This window comes from Deinococcus soli (ex Cha et al. 2016) (assembly GCF_001007995.1).
Taxonomy (GTDB): domain Bacteria; phylum Deinococcota; class Deinococci; order Deinococcales; family Deinococcaceae; genus Deinococcus; species Deinococcus soli.
In genome coordinates, this window is sequence record NZ_CP011389.1 from 393035 (window position 1) to 409692 (window position 16658).

Here is a 16658-nt window from a genome sequence, read left to right on the forward strand (position 1 = left end):
ACACCGGGAGCCGTATGACGACGCCCGTCCCGGTCACGCCGGAATTCCAGCGTCTGATCTCCGGCTCCCGCCTGCGCCTGCGGGGGCGGTCGGCGTTCTTCGCGACGCTGCTGCTGCACGCGGAGTTCGTGCCCTCCCGGGAGGTCGCGGCGGCAGGCACGGACGGCGAGCGGGTGTACGTGAACCCGGAGGTCGCCGCGACGCTGGCGCCGGACGTGCTGGACGGCCTGCTGCTGCACGAGGTGCTGCACGCGGCGCTGTCGCACGTGGAGCGGCGCGGGCCGCGTGAGAAGAAACGCTGGAACAAGGCCGCGGACCTGATCGTGAACGGCATGGTGTCGGCAGCGGGGCTGCCCACGCCGCCGCAGTCGCGGCGGGACGAGCACCTGGAACGCCTGAGTGTCGAGGAGGTGTACACGTCCATCGAGGCAGAGGCCGAGGGGGACGGGGACGACGAGGGCGACGACCTGCTTGACGGGCCTCCCAGTGACGCGCCGCCGCGCGGGCAGAAGCCGGGGCAGGCCGGGCAGACGCAGCGGCAGTGGCAGCAGGCGCTGGCGCAGGCGCGCAGCGTGGAGGCCATGAGCGGCAAGGGTGACGATCCGCTGGGCGAGCACCGCGAGTTGCAGCGCCTCGCCCCGGCGCGACTGGACTGGCGGGCTCACCTGTGGCGCTTCCTGGCGCGCACCCCGGTGGATTTCGGGGGCTTCGACCGGCGGTTCGTGGGGCGCGGCCTGTACCTGGAGGCGCTGGACGACGAGTCCCTGACCGCACTGATCGCGGTGGACACGTCCGGCAGCGTGGACGACGACGCTGTGCGGGCGCTGGTGGGCGAGGTGCAGGGCGTGCTGGGCGCGTACCCGCACGTCCGCGCGACCCTGTACTACGCGGACACCGAGGCGTACGGCCCGCACGACCTGACGCCCGGCGGGGAGATCCCCCCACCGCAGGGGGGCGGCGGCACGGACTTCCGCCCGATCTTCAGGCTGCTCGACGAGCACGAACCGGACGTGCTGATCTACCTGACGGACGGCTACGGGGACTTCCCCGAGGCGGCCCCGCGCGTGCCGACGCTGTGGGTGGTCCCACCGGGCGGCCTGGAGGACGAGGGCTTCCCCTTCGGTGAGGTCCTGCGCCTGGAGGAACACATATGATCGCCACGAGTCGCCCCGACGACTTCGAGGTTGCCCTGACGCTAACACCAGATGCGGGGTCGGTGTGGTTCGTGTTCGACGGACCGAAACTCGTCCTGCGCGCGGACGGCACCCTGCCGACCGGGGAAGCCCCACTGCCTGCGGTGGACGTGACGCGGCTGGGCACCCTGGACGGCACGTCGTATCTGGCGGCGGGACTGGACGGCGACCTGCCCGGCGGCTTCCAGGCCGTGCCCGTTCGCTCCGGCTTCGGCCGCCTGCCCGATCATCACATGGGGCTGGCCGGGTACGCCGCGCAGGTCATCGAGTTCGCGCGCACGCACCGCTACTGCGGCCGCTGCTCTGCGCCCCTGAGTGACGTCACGCATGAACGCTCGCGCCGCTGCCCGAACTGCGGCCTGACGGTGTACCCGCGCGTGGCCCCCGTCGCAATGGTGCTCATCCGGCGCGGTCAGGGCCGGGACACCGAACTGTTGCTGGCCCGCAGCCCGCACTTCCCGCCCGGCATGTACTCCGCGCTGGCGGGTTTCGTGGAACCCTCCGAGACGCTGGAAGCCGCCGCCCGGCGCGAGGTACAGGAGGAGGTGGGCGTGCAGATCACGGACCTCCGGTACCAGTTCAGTCAGCCGTGGCCGTTCCCGCACTCGCTGATGCTGGGCTTCACCGCCGAGTACGTGGGCGGCGACATCACCCCGCAGCCCGGCGAGATCGACGACGCCCGCTGGTTCCCCGTCACCGGCCTCCCCACCCTGCCCGCCGCGTTCAGCATCGCGCGGGCGCTGATCGACGGGGCGGTGGCAGGCGCGCTGGAGTAAGTGGGAAGTGGGCAGCGGGTCGGCTGCTGGGTACACCACCCTTCATCACTTGGATCGCCCCCGCCCATCCACGGGCCACCCACTGCCCACTTCCCATGTCCCCCCGTGCCATCATCGCTGCGATGACTGGTGAGCTTGACCCGCGGACGCTGACGATCTTGGGTGTGGAGGGAGCGCTGGAGGCGGCAGGTGCGCCGCGCGCGACGGCAGATACGCTGTCGGGCCTGTCGGCGCATCCCGACGCTCGGGTGCGGGCGCGGGTGGCGCGGCATCCGAACACACCCGTGGAGGTGCTGGGCGGACTGGCGGCGGCGTACCCGGCGGACGTGCTGGCGAACCCGGGGTTGCCGCTGATGCGGCTGGCGCGGCCGAACCTGCTGGGCGTGTTCCCGGCGGACGGGGTGATCGCGCTGCTGAACGCGCCGGGCGTGCCGGGGTGGGTGGTGGATTCGGCGCTGCGGCACGAGGACTACGCGGTTCGGACGGCACTGGCGGGCCGGGCGGACCTGAGTGCCGAGCGGGTGGCGGCGCTGGCGCAGGACGCCGGCTGGCAGATCCGCGAGGCGGTCGCGCGCAGGGACGCGCTGCCCGAGGCGCTCGTGCGGCAGCTGGCGGCGGATGACGATTACGACGTGCGCAAGGCCGTGGCGTCCCGACCTGACCTGCCGGGGGACGTGCTGCGCGTGCTGGTCGGGGACGCGCACGGCATGGTGCGGGCCGGGGTGGCGCGGCGGCTGGACCTGCCGCTGGACTGCATGATCCAGCTTGCGGCGGACGGCGACCCGGACGTGCTGGCGACCCTGGCGCGCCGGGTGGATCTGCCCCGGTCGGTGCGGGAGTGGCTGGCGACGAACGATCAGCCGCTGGTGCGCGCGGCGGCACTCCAGGCGTGGACGGTCCCGGTGGAGTGGCTGGCGCGGGCGGAGGTGGACGCCGATCCGGACGTGCGTGCCGCGCTGGCCCGCCGCCCGGACGCCCCGGCGGACCTGCTGACGCGGCTGGCGGGCGACGAGTCCGAGACGGTGCGCCGCGCCGTGCTGGAGCGCAGCGACCTGCCGGAGGGCGCGGTGCTGGCCCTGGCCCGCGCGCCGGAAGGCGACATCCGCCTGCACGTGGCGAGCGCGGAGGGGATTCCCGCGTCGGTGCTGGACGCCCTGCTGAGCGACCCGGACGCGAGTGTGCGGACGGTGCTGGCGGTGCGCCCGGACCTGGCCGAGGCGCAGCTGGAGGTGCTGGCGGGCGACCCGAACCCGGAAGTGCGCCGCGCTGTGGCGTACGCGACCGCCACCCCGGGCGGGACGCTGGCGGGGCTGGCCCGCGACCCGAATGCCGGGGTGCGCCGCGCGGCGGCCCTGCACCCGAACCTCGACCCGGCGGAACTGGCCGTCCTGGCCGGGGACACGGACGAGGGCGTGCGGCTGGCTGTCGCCGGGCGCGCCGACCTCTCCCCCACGGTGCGGGACGCACTGCGGGCCGATCCGGAGGCGAGCGTGCGCGAGGAGGCCGCGCGGGCCGGCGCGTGACGGACATCCGACTGCCGCTGGGAGGCGTGAAGTTCAGCGTGCGGGCCGTGATCCTCTGCACGCGCGGGGACACGCTCCTGACGAACTGCGGGCCCGGCGAGCACGGCAGCGGCTTTCATTTCCTGCCGGGCGGGGCGCTCAGGGCGGACGAGGATGCCGCGCAGGCCGCCGCGCGCGAGTGGCACGAGGAGACCGGCCTGACCGTATCAGGATTGCGGCTGGTGGGGGTCGTCGAGAGCTTCTTCGGCCAGCCGGGACGGCGCGAGCACGAGATCGGCTTCTACTACCACCTGCCCGCCCCACCTGACCTGCCGGACGGGACGTTCACCGTGCAGGACAACCCGGACGTGCAGTGCCAGTGGGTACCCTTCGACCGGATTGAGGCGACCCCGGTGTACCCACTGGTCGTCCGGGACCTGCTGCGCGTCCCGCCGGGCGAGGTGCGGCATATCCTGAATCGGGAGGCGTGACCCGCCGCACCCTCATTTCGCCATGCAGAACACCTGCCCCAGAATTGTGCGGATGCACCCATCGCCCGCTTTCGGGCTGGGCGGCGGCTCATCACTGGCCAGGGCAGGAGCACTGAGCAGCAGGACGGTGGCGGCGGCGGTGATCAGACGTTTCAGGTTCGACATGTGGCCTCCTTGACTCCCGCCTGAGCGGGGTACGTACAGTCCACCGCAAGCGGCGTGCGGATGCACCTCTTGCTTCCGTCAATCAGATATGCCGTGCCCCCGCCAGGAGATCCGGCGGGGGCACGGGGGGGCTGTCGTCACAGAAACTGGATCCAGACGTGAGGGGCGTCCTGCTGGCCCCCCCAGTACAGCTGTCAGATGGCGAGGCCCTGGGCGTGGGCGCTGACGTCCTTGCTCTCGTACTGGCCGGGCGGCAGGCCGATCGAAGGGGTGTTCGCCTCGAACTCGTCGCTCCAGCCGACTTCCTCCAGGGCTTTCTTCCACGCGCCGATGCTCTCGTTTCGGTAGATCTGGTAGGCGGCCATGCCGACCTCGGGGCCGCCGCGCGCGATGACCGATTCCACCCAGGCCCACTTGGCGGACACGTTGCGGAGCTCGGCGGTGGTGCGCAGTTCCTTCTGGATGCGTTTCATGCGCTTCTCGATGGTCTGCACGCCCGCGAAAGGGTCCGCGAAGTGCGGCGTGTGGCGTTTGGGCACGAAGGGGCTGATGCCCAGCGCGATGCGGTTGATCTTCGCGAGGTCCTTCGTGAACTCGATCAGTTCGGTGATGTCGTCGTCGTTTTCGGGCCCGAGGCCGATCATCATGTACACCTTGACGCCCTTGAAGCCCAGGTCGCGGCTGATGTGCGCGGTCTTGGTCAGGTCCTCGGTGGTGATGCCCTTCTTCAGCCAGCGGCGCAGGCGTTCGCTGGGCGCGTCGCTGGCGACGGTGAAGGTGCGCAGGCCACCCGCCTTGAGGATCTCGGCCAGTTCGGCGTCGACGGTGTCGGCGCGGATGGAGCTGACGCCCAGTTTGATGCCGCGGTCGGTCAGGGTGCGGCCCACGAACTTGGTGTGCGGGAAGTCGCTGAGGGCCGCGCCGACCAAGCCGACCTTCTCGACCCAGTCGGGGATGGTGTCCAGCAGTTCCTGCGCCTGGTTGTTGCGGTTCGGGCCGTACATGGTCCGCGCCAGGCAGAAGGTGCAGGGGCGGGGGCAGCCGCGCTGGGCTTCCACGAGGAACATGTTGCTCAGTTCGCTGTGCGGCGTGACGATCTGGCTGTACGCGGGGAGCAGTTCCTTGGGCGCGGTGGCCCACTTGGGTTCGTGGGCGTGCCGCGCGGGCAGGAAGATGCCGGGCATCCCGTCGATCAGGTCGTAGAAGTCCTCGCGGCTCGTCGCTTCGCGCAGCGCCTCGCTGATGACGGGTACGATCTGCTCGCCGTCGCCGATTACGATGATGTCCGCGAAGGGCGTCAGAGGGTAGGGGTTGCTGCTCGTGAACGGCCCGCCGATCATGACCAGCGCGTCGCTGTCGCCCCGTTCCTCACGCAGGGGACGCAGGCCCGCCACGTCCAGCGTGCGGATGATGTTCGTCAGGTCCAGTTCGAACGACACGCTCAGGGCGAAGAGGTTGCAGTCCCCGGCGTCACGCCCGGTCTCCACGGTGGGCAGCGCCTGACCGGTGCGTTCGAACGCGTCCACGTCGTCGGGCAGGAAGGCGCGTTCGCAGGCGACGCCCTCCTCCTGGTTGAACATGCGGTAGATGACCTGATAGCCCAGCGAGGCCATGCCCACCGAGTAGCGGTTCGGGAAGGCCAGGGTCACGCGGACGGGGGCCTGCTTGTGGATGGTGCCGGTCTCGTCGTCCAGCAGGGGTTTGATGGTCGTGCGCCAGTAGCTCAAGGGTCCTCCGGGGGCGCGCGGCTGGAGGGGGTGTTCCTCCGGGCTCCTCACCGGGTCCGCCAGAGGGGCGGCGCGCGTCACAATCGGCGATTCTAGCGGACGCACGCAGGTGCAAGTGGGGGGCGCGTCACGTGCCGCCGCGCGCACGTGCCCACGGTGGGGGCATGAGAGGCGCCCCGTGCGTGCGGGGTGCATGGCGTAGAATGCCGCGCATGAAGAGTGATCCCGTGGATCTGACCCTGTTCCTGGCGCAGAGCGTGGTGGACCAGCCGTCGCTGGTGCGCGTCACCCGGCGCGGCCCGACCGTCATGGTGCGCGTCGGCCCCGGCGAGGAGGGCCGCCTGATCGGCCGTCAGGGCCGCGTGATCCAGGCGATCCGCACGCTCGTGCGCGCCGCCTCCGACCCGCGCGAACGGCTGAACGTCGATCTGGACGCGCCCCGCAAAGCGTGACTGGCGGGGTGACGGGCGGGCAGGACCGGACGCGGCTCGGGTACTTCCTCGGGCCGCATGGCGTGAAGGGCGGCGTGAAGGTGTTCGTGCTGGGTGACCAGGAGCAGTTCCGCGCGCTGAAACGGGTGTTCGTGGAGGGGCGCGGCTGGCTGCGCGTCGCGCGGCTGGAGATGCTCGCACCGGGCGTGGCGCTGCACCTGGCGGGCGTGGGGTCGCGTGAAGCGGCGGAGGAACTGCGCGGCCTGAACGTGTTCGCGGCGGACGACGAACTGCCCGAGCCGGAGGAGGGCGTGTACTACTACCACGAGCTGCGCGGCCTGATCCTGCACGGCGCCGGCGGCGAGGTGCTGGGCGAGGTCGTGGACGTGGAGGACGCCGGGCATCAGGACCTGCTGGTCGTGCGGCACGAGGGTGGAGAGTCGTTCGTGCCGCTTCAGGCGCCGTACGTACTGGTGAACCTGAACGACCGCAGGCGCCCGGCGTCGCTGGCGCTCTCGGCGGACGCCCCGGCGGGACTGCTTGAGGCGGATGCCCCTGAGGTCGGCGGCGATGACGCCTGAGCCCACCCCGGACGGTCCGCTGACCTTCTCGTTCCTGACGCTGTTCCCCGAGCTGCTGGTGCCCTTCGCGTCCGAGGCGATCCTCGGGAAGGCGCGCGAGCGGCGGCTGGTGGACGTGAACCTCGTGAACATGCGGGACTTCTCGCAGAACAAACACCTGAAGGTGGACGACACGCCCTACGGGGGCGGGGCGGGCATGGTGATCCGCGTGGACGTCGCCGAGCGGGCGCTGGCGAGCCTGCCGCCCGCCGACGAGGTGATCCTGTTCAGTCCGGCCGGGCAGCCGTTCACGCAGGCGGTCGCGGAGGAACTGGCCGGGAAGGCGCACCTCGTGTTCCTGTGCGGCCGCTACGAGGGCTTCGACGCCCGCGTGGAGGGGCTGGTCACGCGCGAACTGAGCGTCGGCGATTTCGTGATGATGGGCGGTGAGGCCGCCGCCGCGTGCGTGCTGGAGGCCGTGGCCCGTCTGCGGCCCGGCGTGCTGGGCGACGCGGACTCGCACCGGGCGGACTCGTTCAGTTCGGGCCTGCTGGATTACCCCGAGTACACGCGGCCCCTGGAGTGGCAGGCGCAGGAGGTGCCGGAGGTGCTGCGCGGCGGGAACCACGCCGCCATCGGCGCGTGGCGGCGCGAGCAGGCGCTGAAGCGCACGCTGGCCCGCCGCCCGGACCTCCTCGCGTCCGCCCCGCTGACCCCACAGGACAGCGCCACGCTGCTGACCCTGGGCGCCACCCCGGACGACCTGAAGGGCTGGGGCGCGCCCCCTCCCCCACCACCGAAAAAACCGAAACGGAAGAAGACACCGGACGCCACGCCATCCGGGACGTGAGAATCCAGGCAAAACTTCTTTTCTTCTGTGGGATGCGCTCAAGTCGCGCGGGGCGGAACGCGCCAGCATGACAGCCTATGCGCGTTCCGCTGTTTCCCCTGCCGAATCTGGTGCTGTTCCCGGGCGTGGTCCTGCCACTCTACGTGTTCGAGCCCCGGTACCGCACGCTGCTGGCCGACGTGCAGGCCAGCGGGCAGCCGTTCGGAATCGTGCGGATCCTCCAGACGTCCAAGGAGTCGGACCTGCCGTTCCAGGACCGGGTGTCGCGCGTGGGGACCCTGGCGCACCTGCGGCACGCCGATCCGCACGAGGACGGCACGAGCACGATCATCATCGCGGGCGGCGACCGTTTCCAGGTGCAGGACTTCCACACGGACCACCCGTACCTGAGTGCCGACGTGACCCTGTGGCCGCTGGAGGCCGAAGGCGACCTGAGCCCCGCCGAGGCCGAGGGGGCGGCGCAGGCCACCGCGCGTGAACTGCTGTCAGCCCTGCTGCGCCTGAACCCGGAGAACACCGAGGCCCTGCGCGCCGCCGCCCCGGAGGACCCCCTGTTGATCGCCAGTTTCGCCGCGAGTGTCCTGCCGCTGAGCCCCGAGGCCCGCGAGGATGCCCTGCGCGCCCGGACGCTGCTGGACCGGCTGGATCACCTGCTGGGACAGGTGCCTACGACGGCAAAAACGCTGAACTGACGGGCAAGGTCCGAGGGTCCAAGGGTCTGAGGCTGTTCCCCTTATTGATAACGATGTAAATACGAGCTGGTATGCTGGAGGTGTGGCCGAATGGCATCCATCCAAATACTCCCGGGCGCAGCTGGAGGAACGTCGACTGGCGGCGACCCCCTGGCTTCAAGGGGGCCAGCATTCACAGCAGGCGATTGCCGATCACTTCGGCGTGTCCGTACACACCGTCAGTAACTGGAAGAAACGTCTGAAGCGCACCGGCAGTCTCCAGGCAACGGTGACGACAGGACGCCCCTCGCGACTCACCGCCGCCCAGCTTGAACAGGTCCGCACCCTCCTGCGGGAGGGTGCGCTGCACCATGGCTTCCCTGACCCGACCTGGAGCACCAGACGAGTCGCAGACCTGATCGGGCGGCACTTCGACGTGTGGTACCACCCCGATCACGTCCGGAGAATGCTTCGGCAGCTGGGGTTTACGCCCCAGATGCCGGATGGACGGGCAGCAGAACGCAATGAACTCCGGATCGCGTCCTGGAAAGAACAGGTGGCTCCGGAGTTGGGAAAAAAAGGTCGCGCAGGGCGCCACCCTGGTGTACCTGGATGAGGTTGGCTTCTCGCTGAAAGGCGTGCGAAGACGAACGTGGTCGACCAGGGGCGTGACGCCCCTGGTCATACTCCCGGCCAACTGGGAAAAACTCTCGACGATCGGGGCGATCACTTCGGACGGTCGATTCTTCCAGCACACGAAGCCTGGGGCGATCCGGAGTGGGGACGTCACCCGGTTCTTCCAGCATCTGTTGCGCCATGTGCAGGGGAAGATCGTGGTGGTGCTGGACAACGCGGGCATTCACCGAGCGAAGGCAACCCAGGCGTTCGTGGAGCGCCACGAACGCCTGTCGCTGGTGTTTTTGCCGCCGTACGCTCCGGAATTGAATCCGATCGAGCTGGTGTGGGCGTACGTGAAGCGGAATGTGCTGGGGAACTTCTGTGCCCGCTCAGTGGGCATGCTGAAAGCGAAGCTGACGACGGCTTGGCAACGGGTTCGGTACATCGACCTGCCTCAGCATTTGATGGACTCAAACTTATGCCGTTATCAATAGACCCTCGGACCTTCAACTCTTTGGCAGACCACGATTCTGCCCCGCACATAATCCAGTCCACTCTGGTAGGCTGTCTGTCCGATGGCGACGGTGGCGGAATTACGGGAGAAACTGCGGCGACCCCTGGCGGCGGAGCTGGCGTCCGGCTGCCAGAACCGTGTGGTGGCGGGCGGCGTGGAGAAACTGCTGGCCTCACCGCTGGGGAACCCCTTCCCGAAGGTGCGTGAGGCCCTGGCCGGGTACGCGGCCCTGGACGCACAGGGGCGCGAGGTGGCCCTGCGCGCGGCCCTGGACCTGCTGACCGAACCCGATAGCCAGAAGGCCGCGACCCGTGCCGCACCGGTCGCCAAACGGGTCGCCGTGCCCACCGCCGCACCCGGCGAGCGTCTGCCACCGGACGCGCCGGTCGAGCGGCTCGACAGCGGCCCCGGCGGCGCACGCAAGCTGCACACGCTGGGCCTTCACCTGCTGCGCGACGTGCTGCACGCCTACCCCCACCGGCACGAGGACCGCCGCGCCCTGCCCGACCTGTCCGAGGTCGAGGAAGGGCAGAAGGTCACCGTGGAGGGCCGCGTGGTCGCCAAATCCCGCCGCAGCCCCAAGCCCGGCATGCAGATCCTGGACGTGACGCTGGAGACGCCGTCCGGCGGGCGCGTGAAGGCCACGTGGTTCAACCAGCCCTGGGTGGAGAAGCAGCTGCGCGAGGGGGCCCGGCTGGTCCTCACGGGCCGCGTGAAACGCTTCGGGCGCAGCGTGCAGCTGGGTGTGGAGCACCTGGAAACCGTGGACGGCGCGCAGGATTCCCTTTCGACCGGGCGGATCGTGGGCGTGTACGACGCGAAGGACGGCATCTCGCAGGAGTTCCTGCGCCGCGCCGCGTTCCGCACGTTGCAGGCCGTACCACTGGACGATTACCTGCCCGCGCACTGGCGGCGGCAGTACGGCGTGACCGACCTGGGCGACGCGCTGTGGGGCATCCACTTCCCGGCGGACGAGGCGCACCTGAGCCGCGCGAACCACCGCCTGCGCTTCGACGAGTACCTGTTCCTGGAACTGCGCATGCTCCTCCAGGGTGAGGACGCCGTGCTACAGGGCAAACGCTTCAACGCGAAGGGCGACGATATCCACACCTTCGAGGGCGCCCTGCCGTTCCGCTTCACGAACGCGCAGCGGCGCGTCCTGCTGGAAATCACGGACGACATGCGCAGCGACCGCCAGATGGCCCGCCTCGTGCAGGGGGACGTGGGCAGCGGCAAGACCGCCGTGGCCGCCTGCGCGCTGTACCTCGCCGTACGGGACGGCTACCAGGGTGCGCTGATGGCCCCCACCGAGATCCTCGCGCGGCAGCACTACGCGAACCTCGTCGGGTACCTCGGGCAGCTCGACATCCGCGTGGGCCTCCTGATCGGCGCGATGACCCCGAAATCGAAACTGGAAATGCAGACCCGCATCGCGGAGGGGGAGGTGGACGTCGTCGTGGGCACCCAGGCGCTCATTCAGGAGAACGTCCGCTTCGACAACCTCGGGCTGGCCGTCGTGGACGAGGAACACCGCTTCGGCGTGCAGCAGCGCCGCAAACTCCTCGCGGGCCGCCCCGATGTACTCGTCATGAGCGCCACGCCCATCCCCCGTTCGCTGGCGCTCACCGCGTACGGCGACCTGGAACTCAGCATCATCGACGAACTCCCCCCAGGCCGCACGCCCATCGAAACCAAACTCATTCAGGACACCGCTCGGCAGCAGGCCTACGGGTTCGTCATGCGCCAGATCCGCGAAGGACGGCAGGCGTTCGTCGTCACGGCCCTCATCGAGGAAAGCGACACCCTCGAACTCCTCGCCGCCACGCAACTCGCCGACGACCTGAAAACCATCCTCCCCGAAGCGCGCATCGACCTGCTGCACGGCAAGATGAGCGCCGCCGAGAAAGACCACGTGATGGACCGCTTCCGCGCGCACGACTTCGACATCCTCGTGTCCACCACCGTCATCGAGGTCGGCGTGGACGTCCCCAACGCCACCGTCATGGTCATCGAGAACGCCGAACGCTTCGGCCTCGCCCAGCTGCACCAGCTGCGCGGCCGCGTCGGCCGAGGCAGCGCCCAGAGCTACTGCGTCCTGATCGCCGGGGAACACAGCAAGAAGACCCGCCAGCGCCTCAAGATCATCGAGGGCAGCACCGACGGGTTCGTCATCGCCGAGGCCGACCTGAAACTCCGCGGCCCCGGCGAGATCCGCGGCACCCGCCAGAGCGGCATCCCCGACCTGCGCCTCGCGGACCTCGCCAACGACACGCAGATCATCGAACAGGCCCGCGAACTCGCCAAGCACATCCTCGCGCACGACCCAAAACTGGAACACCCCCGCCTCCAGTACCTGCGCAGCGAACTTCAGAACCGCAGCCAGAGCGTCGCCTACCGAGAAGTGATCTGACATGAGTACCACAAGGCATGTGCCCCCGATTCAGAGCGCAGAGGAATTCTTCCGGCTCCGTACGAGTGACTTTCCTGATGAGCAGCTCAGGGCGACGCATGGTGGCGCGCCAGTCGAAGTCTGGTTCGAGGTGATTGCCGAGCATCCTGACATGCGCTTCTGGGTGGCTCACAACAGGACGGTTCCCGATGAGGTGCTGGTGCTCCTCGCCCGCGATCCTGACCCCCGCGTGAGATGGCGGGTGGCTGATCGCCGCTCGTGCCCACCGTCGGTCATGGAGGAGCTCTGCACGGACCCGGACGAAGGCGTGAGGGAACGCCTCTCCTTCAATGCCAGGACGCCTCGCTCCATTCTGGAACGCCTTGAACGGGACCGGGTGGCCCGGATTGCCAAACAGGCCAGGAAGCGCCTCCGCGCTCTAGACACCTCGTGACCCCTCCTCCGCTTGTGGTGTACGTGGATGTGGATGAGACGCTGGTGCGGAACGTGGGGCGGTCACGGGTGCCGATTCCCGGCGCGATCGCGCATGTGCGGGAGCTGGCGGACCAGGGCGCAGAGCTGTACTGCTGGAGTTCCGGTGGGGCCGAGTACGCGCGGAGTAGTGCGCGCGAGGTGGGGCTGGAGGGCGTGTTTACGGCGTTCCTGCCCAAACCGCAGGTCCTGCTGGACGACCAGCGGGTCGAGTCGTGGCGGCGGCTGGTGCAGGTGCATCCGCTGTCCTGTCCGGGTGAGTCGGTGGCGTCGTACCAGTCGGCGCTGGACAACACCCGCCGGTCGGAGCGGTGAGGCCCTGACCGGCGGGTGGGAACGGTTCTGTTGAACCGCTAGGGCTTACTTGATGTTGCCGTTCAGGCCGTTGGGGTAGAAGCCGCCCTTCCTGGCGCCGGGGGCGAGGTAGACGATGTTCAGCACTTCGCGGGTGCTGCGGGGGAACGCGACGCCGTTCGCGTCGGCCGGGGCGATGACGGCGCGGCCGGCGTTGTCGGTGAGGCCCTGATCTTTCATGCCGCCGACCTTGCCACGCAGGTTGCTGATGGCCTGCACGACCTGCCCGACGTACAGTCCGGCGGCGGCGCTGACCTGACGCTGCTGGAAGAGCATGCTGCGGATGGCGCCGCCGTGGTACGCCTCGACGGCGAGGATGCCGGCGGCCGCCTGCAGATACGCGGGGTTGGTGATGAGGGTCGCGGCGCCGTTGTAGGCGGTGACGCCCACGTCCTCGAAGATGAACGCGCCGTGCAGGAAGAACAGGTCGTTGGCGAAGGGGTTGAAGCCGTCGATCTTCCCGCCGCTCGCGGCCTGCCCGGCGGCGCGGAAGGCGCCGTTCAGGTCGATGACGGGGCGGGGTGCGGCGGCCTTGCCGAGCGCGCCGTGCAGGAACTTGACGTGCGCGAGTTCGTCCTCGGCGATGTCACGGGCGAGGGCCTGGACGTTGCCGTCCTTGAACTGCATGCCGCGGTCCTGGTCGAGGCTGGCGGGGAGGATGATGTCGGCGCCGCCGCCGATCTTGCGCAGTTCGTTCACGCGGCCCACGGCGGCGAGGTAGAAGGCCGCTTCGAGGTATTCGAGGTTCAGGGCGAAGTTCAGGACGTCGCCGTCAATGTTCTTGGCGGGGGCGGCGCTGGCGGTGCTGCCCGCGGCGAGGCCCATGGCGGCGGCGCCCAGGCCGAGCTTGCCCAGGAAGCCCATGGCGGCGCGGCGATTCATGGCGGTTTCGTTGGTGGCGTCGGTGATGATCTGCTGTTCGGTGTCGTGGCTCATGGTGGTGCTCCTGGGTGTGGTCGCCCCTGGACGCCGCCTGTCGGGGGGTCCGGTGTGGGGGTGGAGAGGTTGGGGGGTGATGAACCGTCGCCGGGTGGCGGGGTTCGTTCTTGACATCCAGCCATATGCGGGGCGGGGCGGGGTTGGATCACTGCCCGGGTGAACGTGAACGCCACATGAAGGCGAGTGGGGTCGCTAGAGTGGGCGGCATGAGCGATCAGCCCACCCTGTTCGAGCGGATCATCGCGCGGGAGATTCCCAGTGACATCGTGTTCGAGGACGAAAACTACATCGCGATCCGGGATATCGCACCGAAGGCTCCCATTCACCTGCTGGTGATTCCCAAGCGGATGACGCCCCGCGTGGACGCCATCAAGGACGCGGCCGAGATGGGCGACCTGTGGCTGACGGCCGTGAAGGTGGCGCGGCAGCACGCCGAGGACTACCGGCTGGTCGTGAACTGCGGGACCGGGGGCGGCCAGGTCATCTTCCACACGCACGTTCACGTCCTGGCGGGCTGGGAGCACGGCCCGGACAGCGACACCTGATGCCACCGTTCGAGGGGGTGCTGTTCGATCTGGACGGCGTGCTGGTGGACAGCGAGCACCTGGCGGAGGGCGTGTGGGTGCGGACGCTGGCCGAGCACGGCCTGCCCATCGCCGCGAACGAGTTCTCGCATCTGGCGGTCGGGCAGACCTTCCCGAACGTGCTGCTGCGCCTTCAGGAGCTGCACGGCTGGACGGCCACCGACGCGTTCCTGCCGGTGCTGGAGGAAAGGTTCAATCAGGCATTCCATGACCTCCCGGCCATTCAGGGCGCCCAGGACACGCTGCTGGCCCTGCGTGCGGCGGGCATTCCGTTCGCGGTGGCCAGCAACAGTGAACGGGGTCGCCTCCACCTGAAGCTCCGCGCGTCGGGACTGGCGGAACTGGTCGGGACGCACGCCTACGATCCGTCGTGGGTGGGTGGGCGGGGCAAGCCGCACCCCGAGCTGTACGTGTTCGCGGCTGCTCAGCTGGGCGTGGACGTCACGCGCTGCGTGGTCGTCGAGGATTCCGTGCCGGGCGGCACCGCCGGGGTGGCAGCGGGCGCGACCCTGTTCGCGCTGCTCGCCGCCGGGCACATCCACCCGGACAGTTCCGCGCAGATGCAGGCCATCGGGGCCGCGCGGGTACTGCGCTCACACCGGGAGTTGCAGGAGGCGCTGGGCGTCACCACCTCCGCCTGAGCACACGCGGTGATCTCATGGGGGGTGAGGGGGCGTTCATGTGCGCTTCTGACGGCGTTCACACGGTGCTGACGGCTGCATTCTACGCTCCGGCGGGATGGAAGGCTCCGGGCATGACTCAACAGACGTCCACCCAGCCAACCTCCGAGAACATCAAGAAACTGGCCGATCTGATCAAGGGCGTGAAGTTCGCCATGCTGACCGTCCAGACGGCCGAAGGGCACCTGCACGCGCACCCTATGACCACCCAGGAAGTGGAGTTTGACGGGGACATCTGGTTCATTGGCGGGAAGGACACCGAACAGGTCGCCGCGATGCGCGCCCACCCGCAGGTGAACGTCAGCTACGCCCGCCCCGACAAGGGCGTGTACGTCAGCGTGAACGGTAAAGCGAACCTGATCGAGGACCGCGCCAAGCTGGACGAACTCTGGAGCGACATGTACAAGGCGTACTTCCCGCAGGGGAAGGAAGACCCGAACATCCAGCTGATCCACATCGCCGCGAACGGCGCGGAATACTGGGAGAGCGACGGGAAGGTCCGCAACCTCATCCAGATCGCTAAGGGGCTCGTGACCGGCGAGCACGCCCACCAGGGCGAGAACGAGACCGTCAAGCTCTGATCCTGCGGGCACGCACAGTCGAAGAGGGGGAGCCGGTGACCGGTCTCCCCCTCTTCTGCTGCTCACTGATGTGCGTGTCCGGTTACTTGACTTCCTTCAGCACGGCCTGCGTGAGGTCCACGGCGGTGTTCGCGTGGACGATCAGGTTCGTGGCGTTGGCGACGTTCGCGTCCAGCACGATGCTGTACCCGTTGGTCTTCGCGACCTTGGCGACCGCCGTGTTGACCTTGGTGGCCAGCGGTTTGAAGGCCGCCTCGATCTGCTTGACGTACCCGTCGCGGACCTTGGCGTAGTCCTGCTGGGCCTTGGTGAGCGCGGCCTTGTCGGCGGCGCTACCACGGGCGGCCTTGGTGGCCAGGGTCTGCAGGGTGGCCTGACGGGCCTTGAGGTCGGCGCTGGACTTGGTGTTCAGGTCCAGGTACGTCTTGCTGCCACTCATGTTCTTGATGACGTTCTGGACGTTCACGACACCCACGCGGTTCCTGCTCTGCTGCGCGTGGGGGACGGTGGCGAGGAGCGCCAGGGGCGCGAGGATCAGGAAGCGGTTCATGCGAACCTCCTTGCAAGGCGCAGCGCCGGTCGGGCCTGCGGGCAGGCGGCGACCGGCGCTGGGTGGGTTACTTGATGTTCTTGGCGACGGCGGCGGTCAGGTCGGTGTTGTCGTCGGCGTAGATTACGAGGCCGCTCTTGGCGGCGACGGACTTGTCCATGACGATGCTGTAGCCGTTGCTCTTGGCGACGGTGTTCACGGCCTTGTCGACCGCCTGCTCGATCTCGGTGATCTTGGGATCGATCTGCTTGTCGTAGTCCGCGGCCTTGGCCTGGATGGTCTTCACGAGCTGCTCGCGGGTCTGCTTCTCGGCGGCGGTGGCGCTGGCGCCCTTGGCGTCGATGGCCTTGATCTGCTTGTCGATCGCGCCGAGTTCCGCTTCGGCCTTCGCCTGGATGTCCTTGATGCTCTTGTCGTTGGGGTGGGCGGCCAGGAGCTTGCTGACGTCCACGAACGCGACCTTCTGGGGCGTGGTCTGCGCGTGGGGGGCGACCATGCCGAGGCCGAATGCGGCGGCGAGGGCCACGGGGGCCACGAGTTTCGCGCTGATCTTCATGCCTGGAAACGTAGCACGCGGCATTCTGAGCCGAA

The 16658-nt window shown here is 69.1% G+C and carries 20 protein-coding genes; 15 read left to right on the forward strand and 5 right to left on the reverse strand.

The genetic code is table 11. The annotated features are described in order from the left end of the window. The first annotated feature begins 14 nt into the window (after positions 1-14). The 4 genes from SY84_RS01930 (at position 15) to SY84_RS01945 (ending at position 3962) form a co-directional block, all read left to right on the forward strand. Positions 15-1154, forward strand: coding sequence for a DUF2201 family putative metallopeptidase (locus SY84_RS01930; protein WP_046842587.1), 1140 nt, complete (start codon positions 15-17; stop codon positions 1152-1154). Continuing rightward, complete coding sequence (nudC, locus tag SY84_RS01935; RefSeq protein ID WP_081424483.1) at positions 1151-1969, forward strand: NAD(+) diphosphatase; 819 nt, start codon at positions 1151-1153, stop codon at positions 1967-1969. The genes SY84_RS01930 and nudC overlap by 4 nt, the downstream gene beginning before the upstream one ends. Before the next feature lie 122 nt (positions 1970-2091). After that, positions 2092-3492, forward strand: a complete 1401-nt coding sequence (locus SY84_RS01940) for a hypothetical protein (protein ID WP_046842588.1) — start codon at positions 2092-2094, stop codon at positions 3490-3492. Continuing rightward, positions 3489-3962, forward strand: coding sequence for an NUDIX domain-containing protein (locus SY84_RS01945; protein ID WP_052751006.1), 474 nt, complete (start codon positions 3489-3491; stop codon positions 3960-3962). Before SY84_RS01940 ends, SY84_RS01945 begins: the two co-directional genes overlap by 4 nt. 12 nt (positions 3963-3974) lie before the next feature. On the opposite strand, the gene SY84_RS16395 is transcribed toward SY84_RS01945, so the two are convergent. Together SY84_RS16395 and SY84_RS01950 are read right to left on the reverse strand one after the other, a co-directional pair. Next, a complete protein-coding gene (locus SY84_RS16395; RefSeq protein ID WP_157882861.1) occupies positions 3975-4127 on the reverse strand; it encodes a hypothetical protein in 153 nt (50 codons plus the stop codon). 194 nt (positions 4128-4321) lie between these two features. Further along, positions 4322-5854: a B12-binding domain-containing radical SAM protein gene (locus SY84_RS01950; protein WP_046844859.1), complete on the reverse strand. Its 1533-nt coding sequence runs from the start codon at positions 5852-5854 to the stop codon at positions 4322-4324. Positions 5855-6066: 212 nt separating this feature from the next. Here SY84_RS01950 and SY84_RS01955 point away from each other — a divergent pair, with 212 nt between their 5' ends. The 8 genes from SY84_RS01955 (at position 6067) to SY84_RS01990 (ending at position 12694) form a co-directional block, all read left to right on the forward strand. Continuing rightward, entirely contained in the window at positions 6067-6306 is a 240-nt protein-coding gene (locus SY84_RS01955; protein WP_046842589.1) for a KH domain-containing protein, read from the forward strand. After that, a complete protein-coding gene (gene rimM / locus SY84_RS01960) occupies positions 6303-6866 on the forward strand; it encodes a ribosome maturation factor RimM (protein WP_409013682.1) in 564 nt (187 codons plus the stop codon). The genes SY84_RS01955 and rimM overlap by 4 nt, the downstream gene beginning before the upstream one ends. Then, a complete protein-coding gene (gene trmD, locus SY84_RS01965) occupies positions 6856-7695 on the forward strand; it encodes a tRNA (guanosine(37)-N1)-methyltransferase TrmD (RefSeq protein WP_046842591.1) in 840 nt (279 codons plus the stop codon). The genes rimM and trmD overlap by 11 nt, the downstream gene beginning before the upstream one ends. A gap of 77 nt (positions 7696-7772) precedes the next feature. After that, positions 7773-8387, forward strand: coding sequence for an LON peptidase substrate-binding domain-containing protein (locus SY84_RS01970; protein WP_046842592.1), 615 nt, complete (start codon positions 7773-7775; stop codon positions 8385-8387). Positions 8388-8469: 82 nt separating this feature from the next. Further along, positions 8470-9478, forward strand: a protein-coding gene (locus SY84_RS16765; RefSeq protein ID WP_211117122.1) for an IS630 family transposase whose coding sequence is annotated in 2 segments (ribosomal slippage) — positions 8470-8937 and positions 8939-9478 — 1008 coding nt in all. Because the reading frame shifts where the segments join, the coding sequence is not laid out codon by codon here. Positions 9479-9559: 81 nt separating this feature from the next. Continuing rightward, a complete protein-coding gene (recG, locus tag SY84_RS01980; RefSeq protein WP_046842593.1) occupies positions 9560-11908 on the forward strand; it encodes an ATP-dependent DNA helicase RecG in 2349 nt (782 codons plus the stop codon). A gap of 19 nt (positions 11909-11927) precedes the next feature. Beyond that, on the forward strand, positions 11928-12341 hold the full coding sequence (locus SY84_RS01985) for a hypothetical protein (protein WP_052751007.1): 414 nt from the start codon (positions 11928-11930) through the stop codon (positions 12339-12341). Further along, positions 12338-12694 carry a DUF705 domain-containing protein gene (locus SY84_RS01990; RefSeq protein WP_046842595.1) on the forward strand — a complete coding sequence of 119 codons (357 nt, stop codon included), beginning with the start codon at positions 12338-12340 and terminating at the stop codon, positions 12692-12694. Before SY84_RS01985 ends, SY84_RS01990 begins: the two co-directional genes overlap by 4 nt. A 45-nt stretch (positions 12695-12739) precedes the next feature. On the opposite strand, the gene SY84_RS01995 is transcribed toward SY84_RS01990, so the two are convergent. Continuing rightward, positions 12740-13669: a ferritin-like domain-containing protein gene (locus SY84_RS01995; protein ID WP_046842596.1), complete on the reverse strand. Its 930-nt coding sequence runs from the start codon at positions 13667-13669 to the stop codon at positions 12740-12742. Positions 13670-13878: 209 nt separating this feature from the next. Here SY84_RS01995 and SY84_RS02000 point away from each other — a divergent pair, with 209 nt between their 5' ends. From SY84_RS02000 to SY84_RS02010, 3 genes are all read left to right on the forward strand, one after another. Next, the gene (locus SY84_RS02000) at positions 13879-14217 is read left to right on the forward strand and encodes a histidine triad nucleotide-binding protein (RefSeq protein ID WP_046842597.1); all 339 of its coding nucleotides are present in this window, start codon (positions 13879-13881) and stop codon (positions 14215-14217) included. Then, positions 14217-14897: an HAD family hydrolase gene (locus SY84_RS02005; RefSeq protein WP_046842598.1), complete on the forward strand. Its 681-nt coding sequence runs from the start codon at positions 14217-14219 to the stop codon at positions 14895-14897. Before SY84_RS02000 ends, SY84_RS02005 begins: the two co-directional genes overlap by 1 nt. Before the next feature lie 113 nt (positions 14898-15010). Then, a complete protein-coding gene (locus SY84_RS02010) occupies positions 15011-15517 on the forward strand; it encodes a pyridoxamine 5'-phosphate oxidase family protein (RefSeq protein ID WP_046842599.1) in 507 nt (168 codons plus the stop codon). A gap of 82 nt (positions 15518-15599) precedes the next feature. Here the strand turns inward: SY84_RS02010 and SY84_RS02015 are convergent, their stop codons facing one another. Both SY84_RS02015 and SY84_RS02020 read right to left on the reverse strand, forming a co-directional pair. Continuing rightward, a complete protein-coding gene (locus SY84_RS02015) occupies positions 15600-16067 on the reverse strand; it encodes an OmpH family outer membrane protein (RefSeq protein WP_046842600.1) in 468 nt (155 codons plus the stop codon). A 67-nt stretch (positions 16068-16134) separates the two neighbouring features. Continuing rightward, positions 16135-16623: an OmpH family outer membrane protein gene (locus SY84_RS02020; RefSeq protein ID WP_052751008.1), complete on the reverse strand. Its 489-nt coding sequence runs from the start codon at positions 16621-16623 to the stop codon at positions 16135-16137. Positions 16624-16658 lie beyond the last annotated feature (35 nt).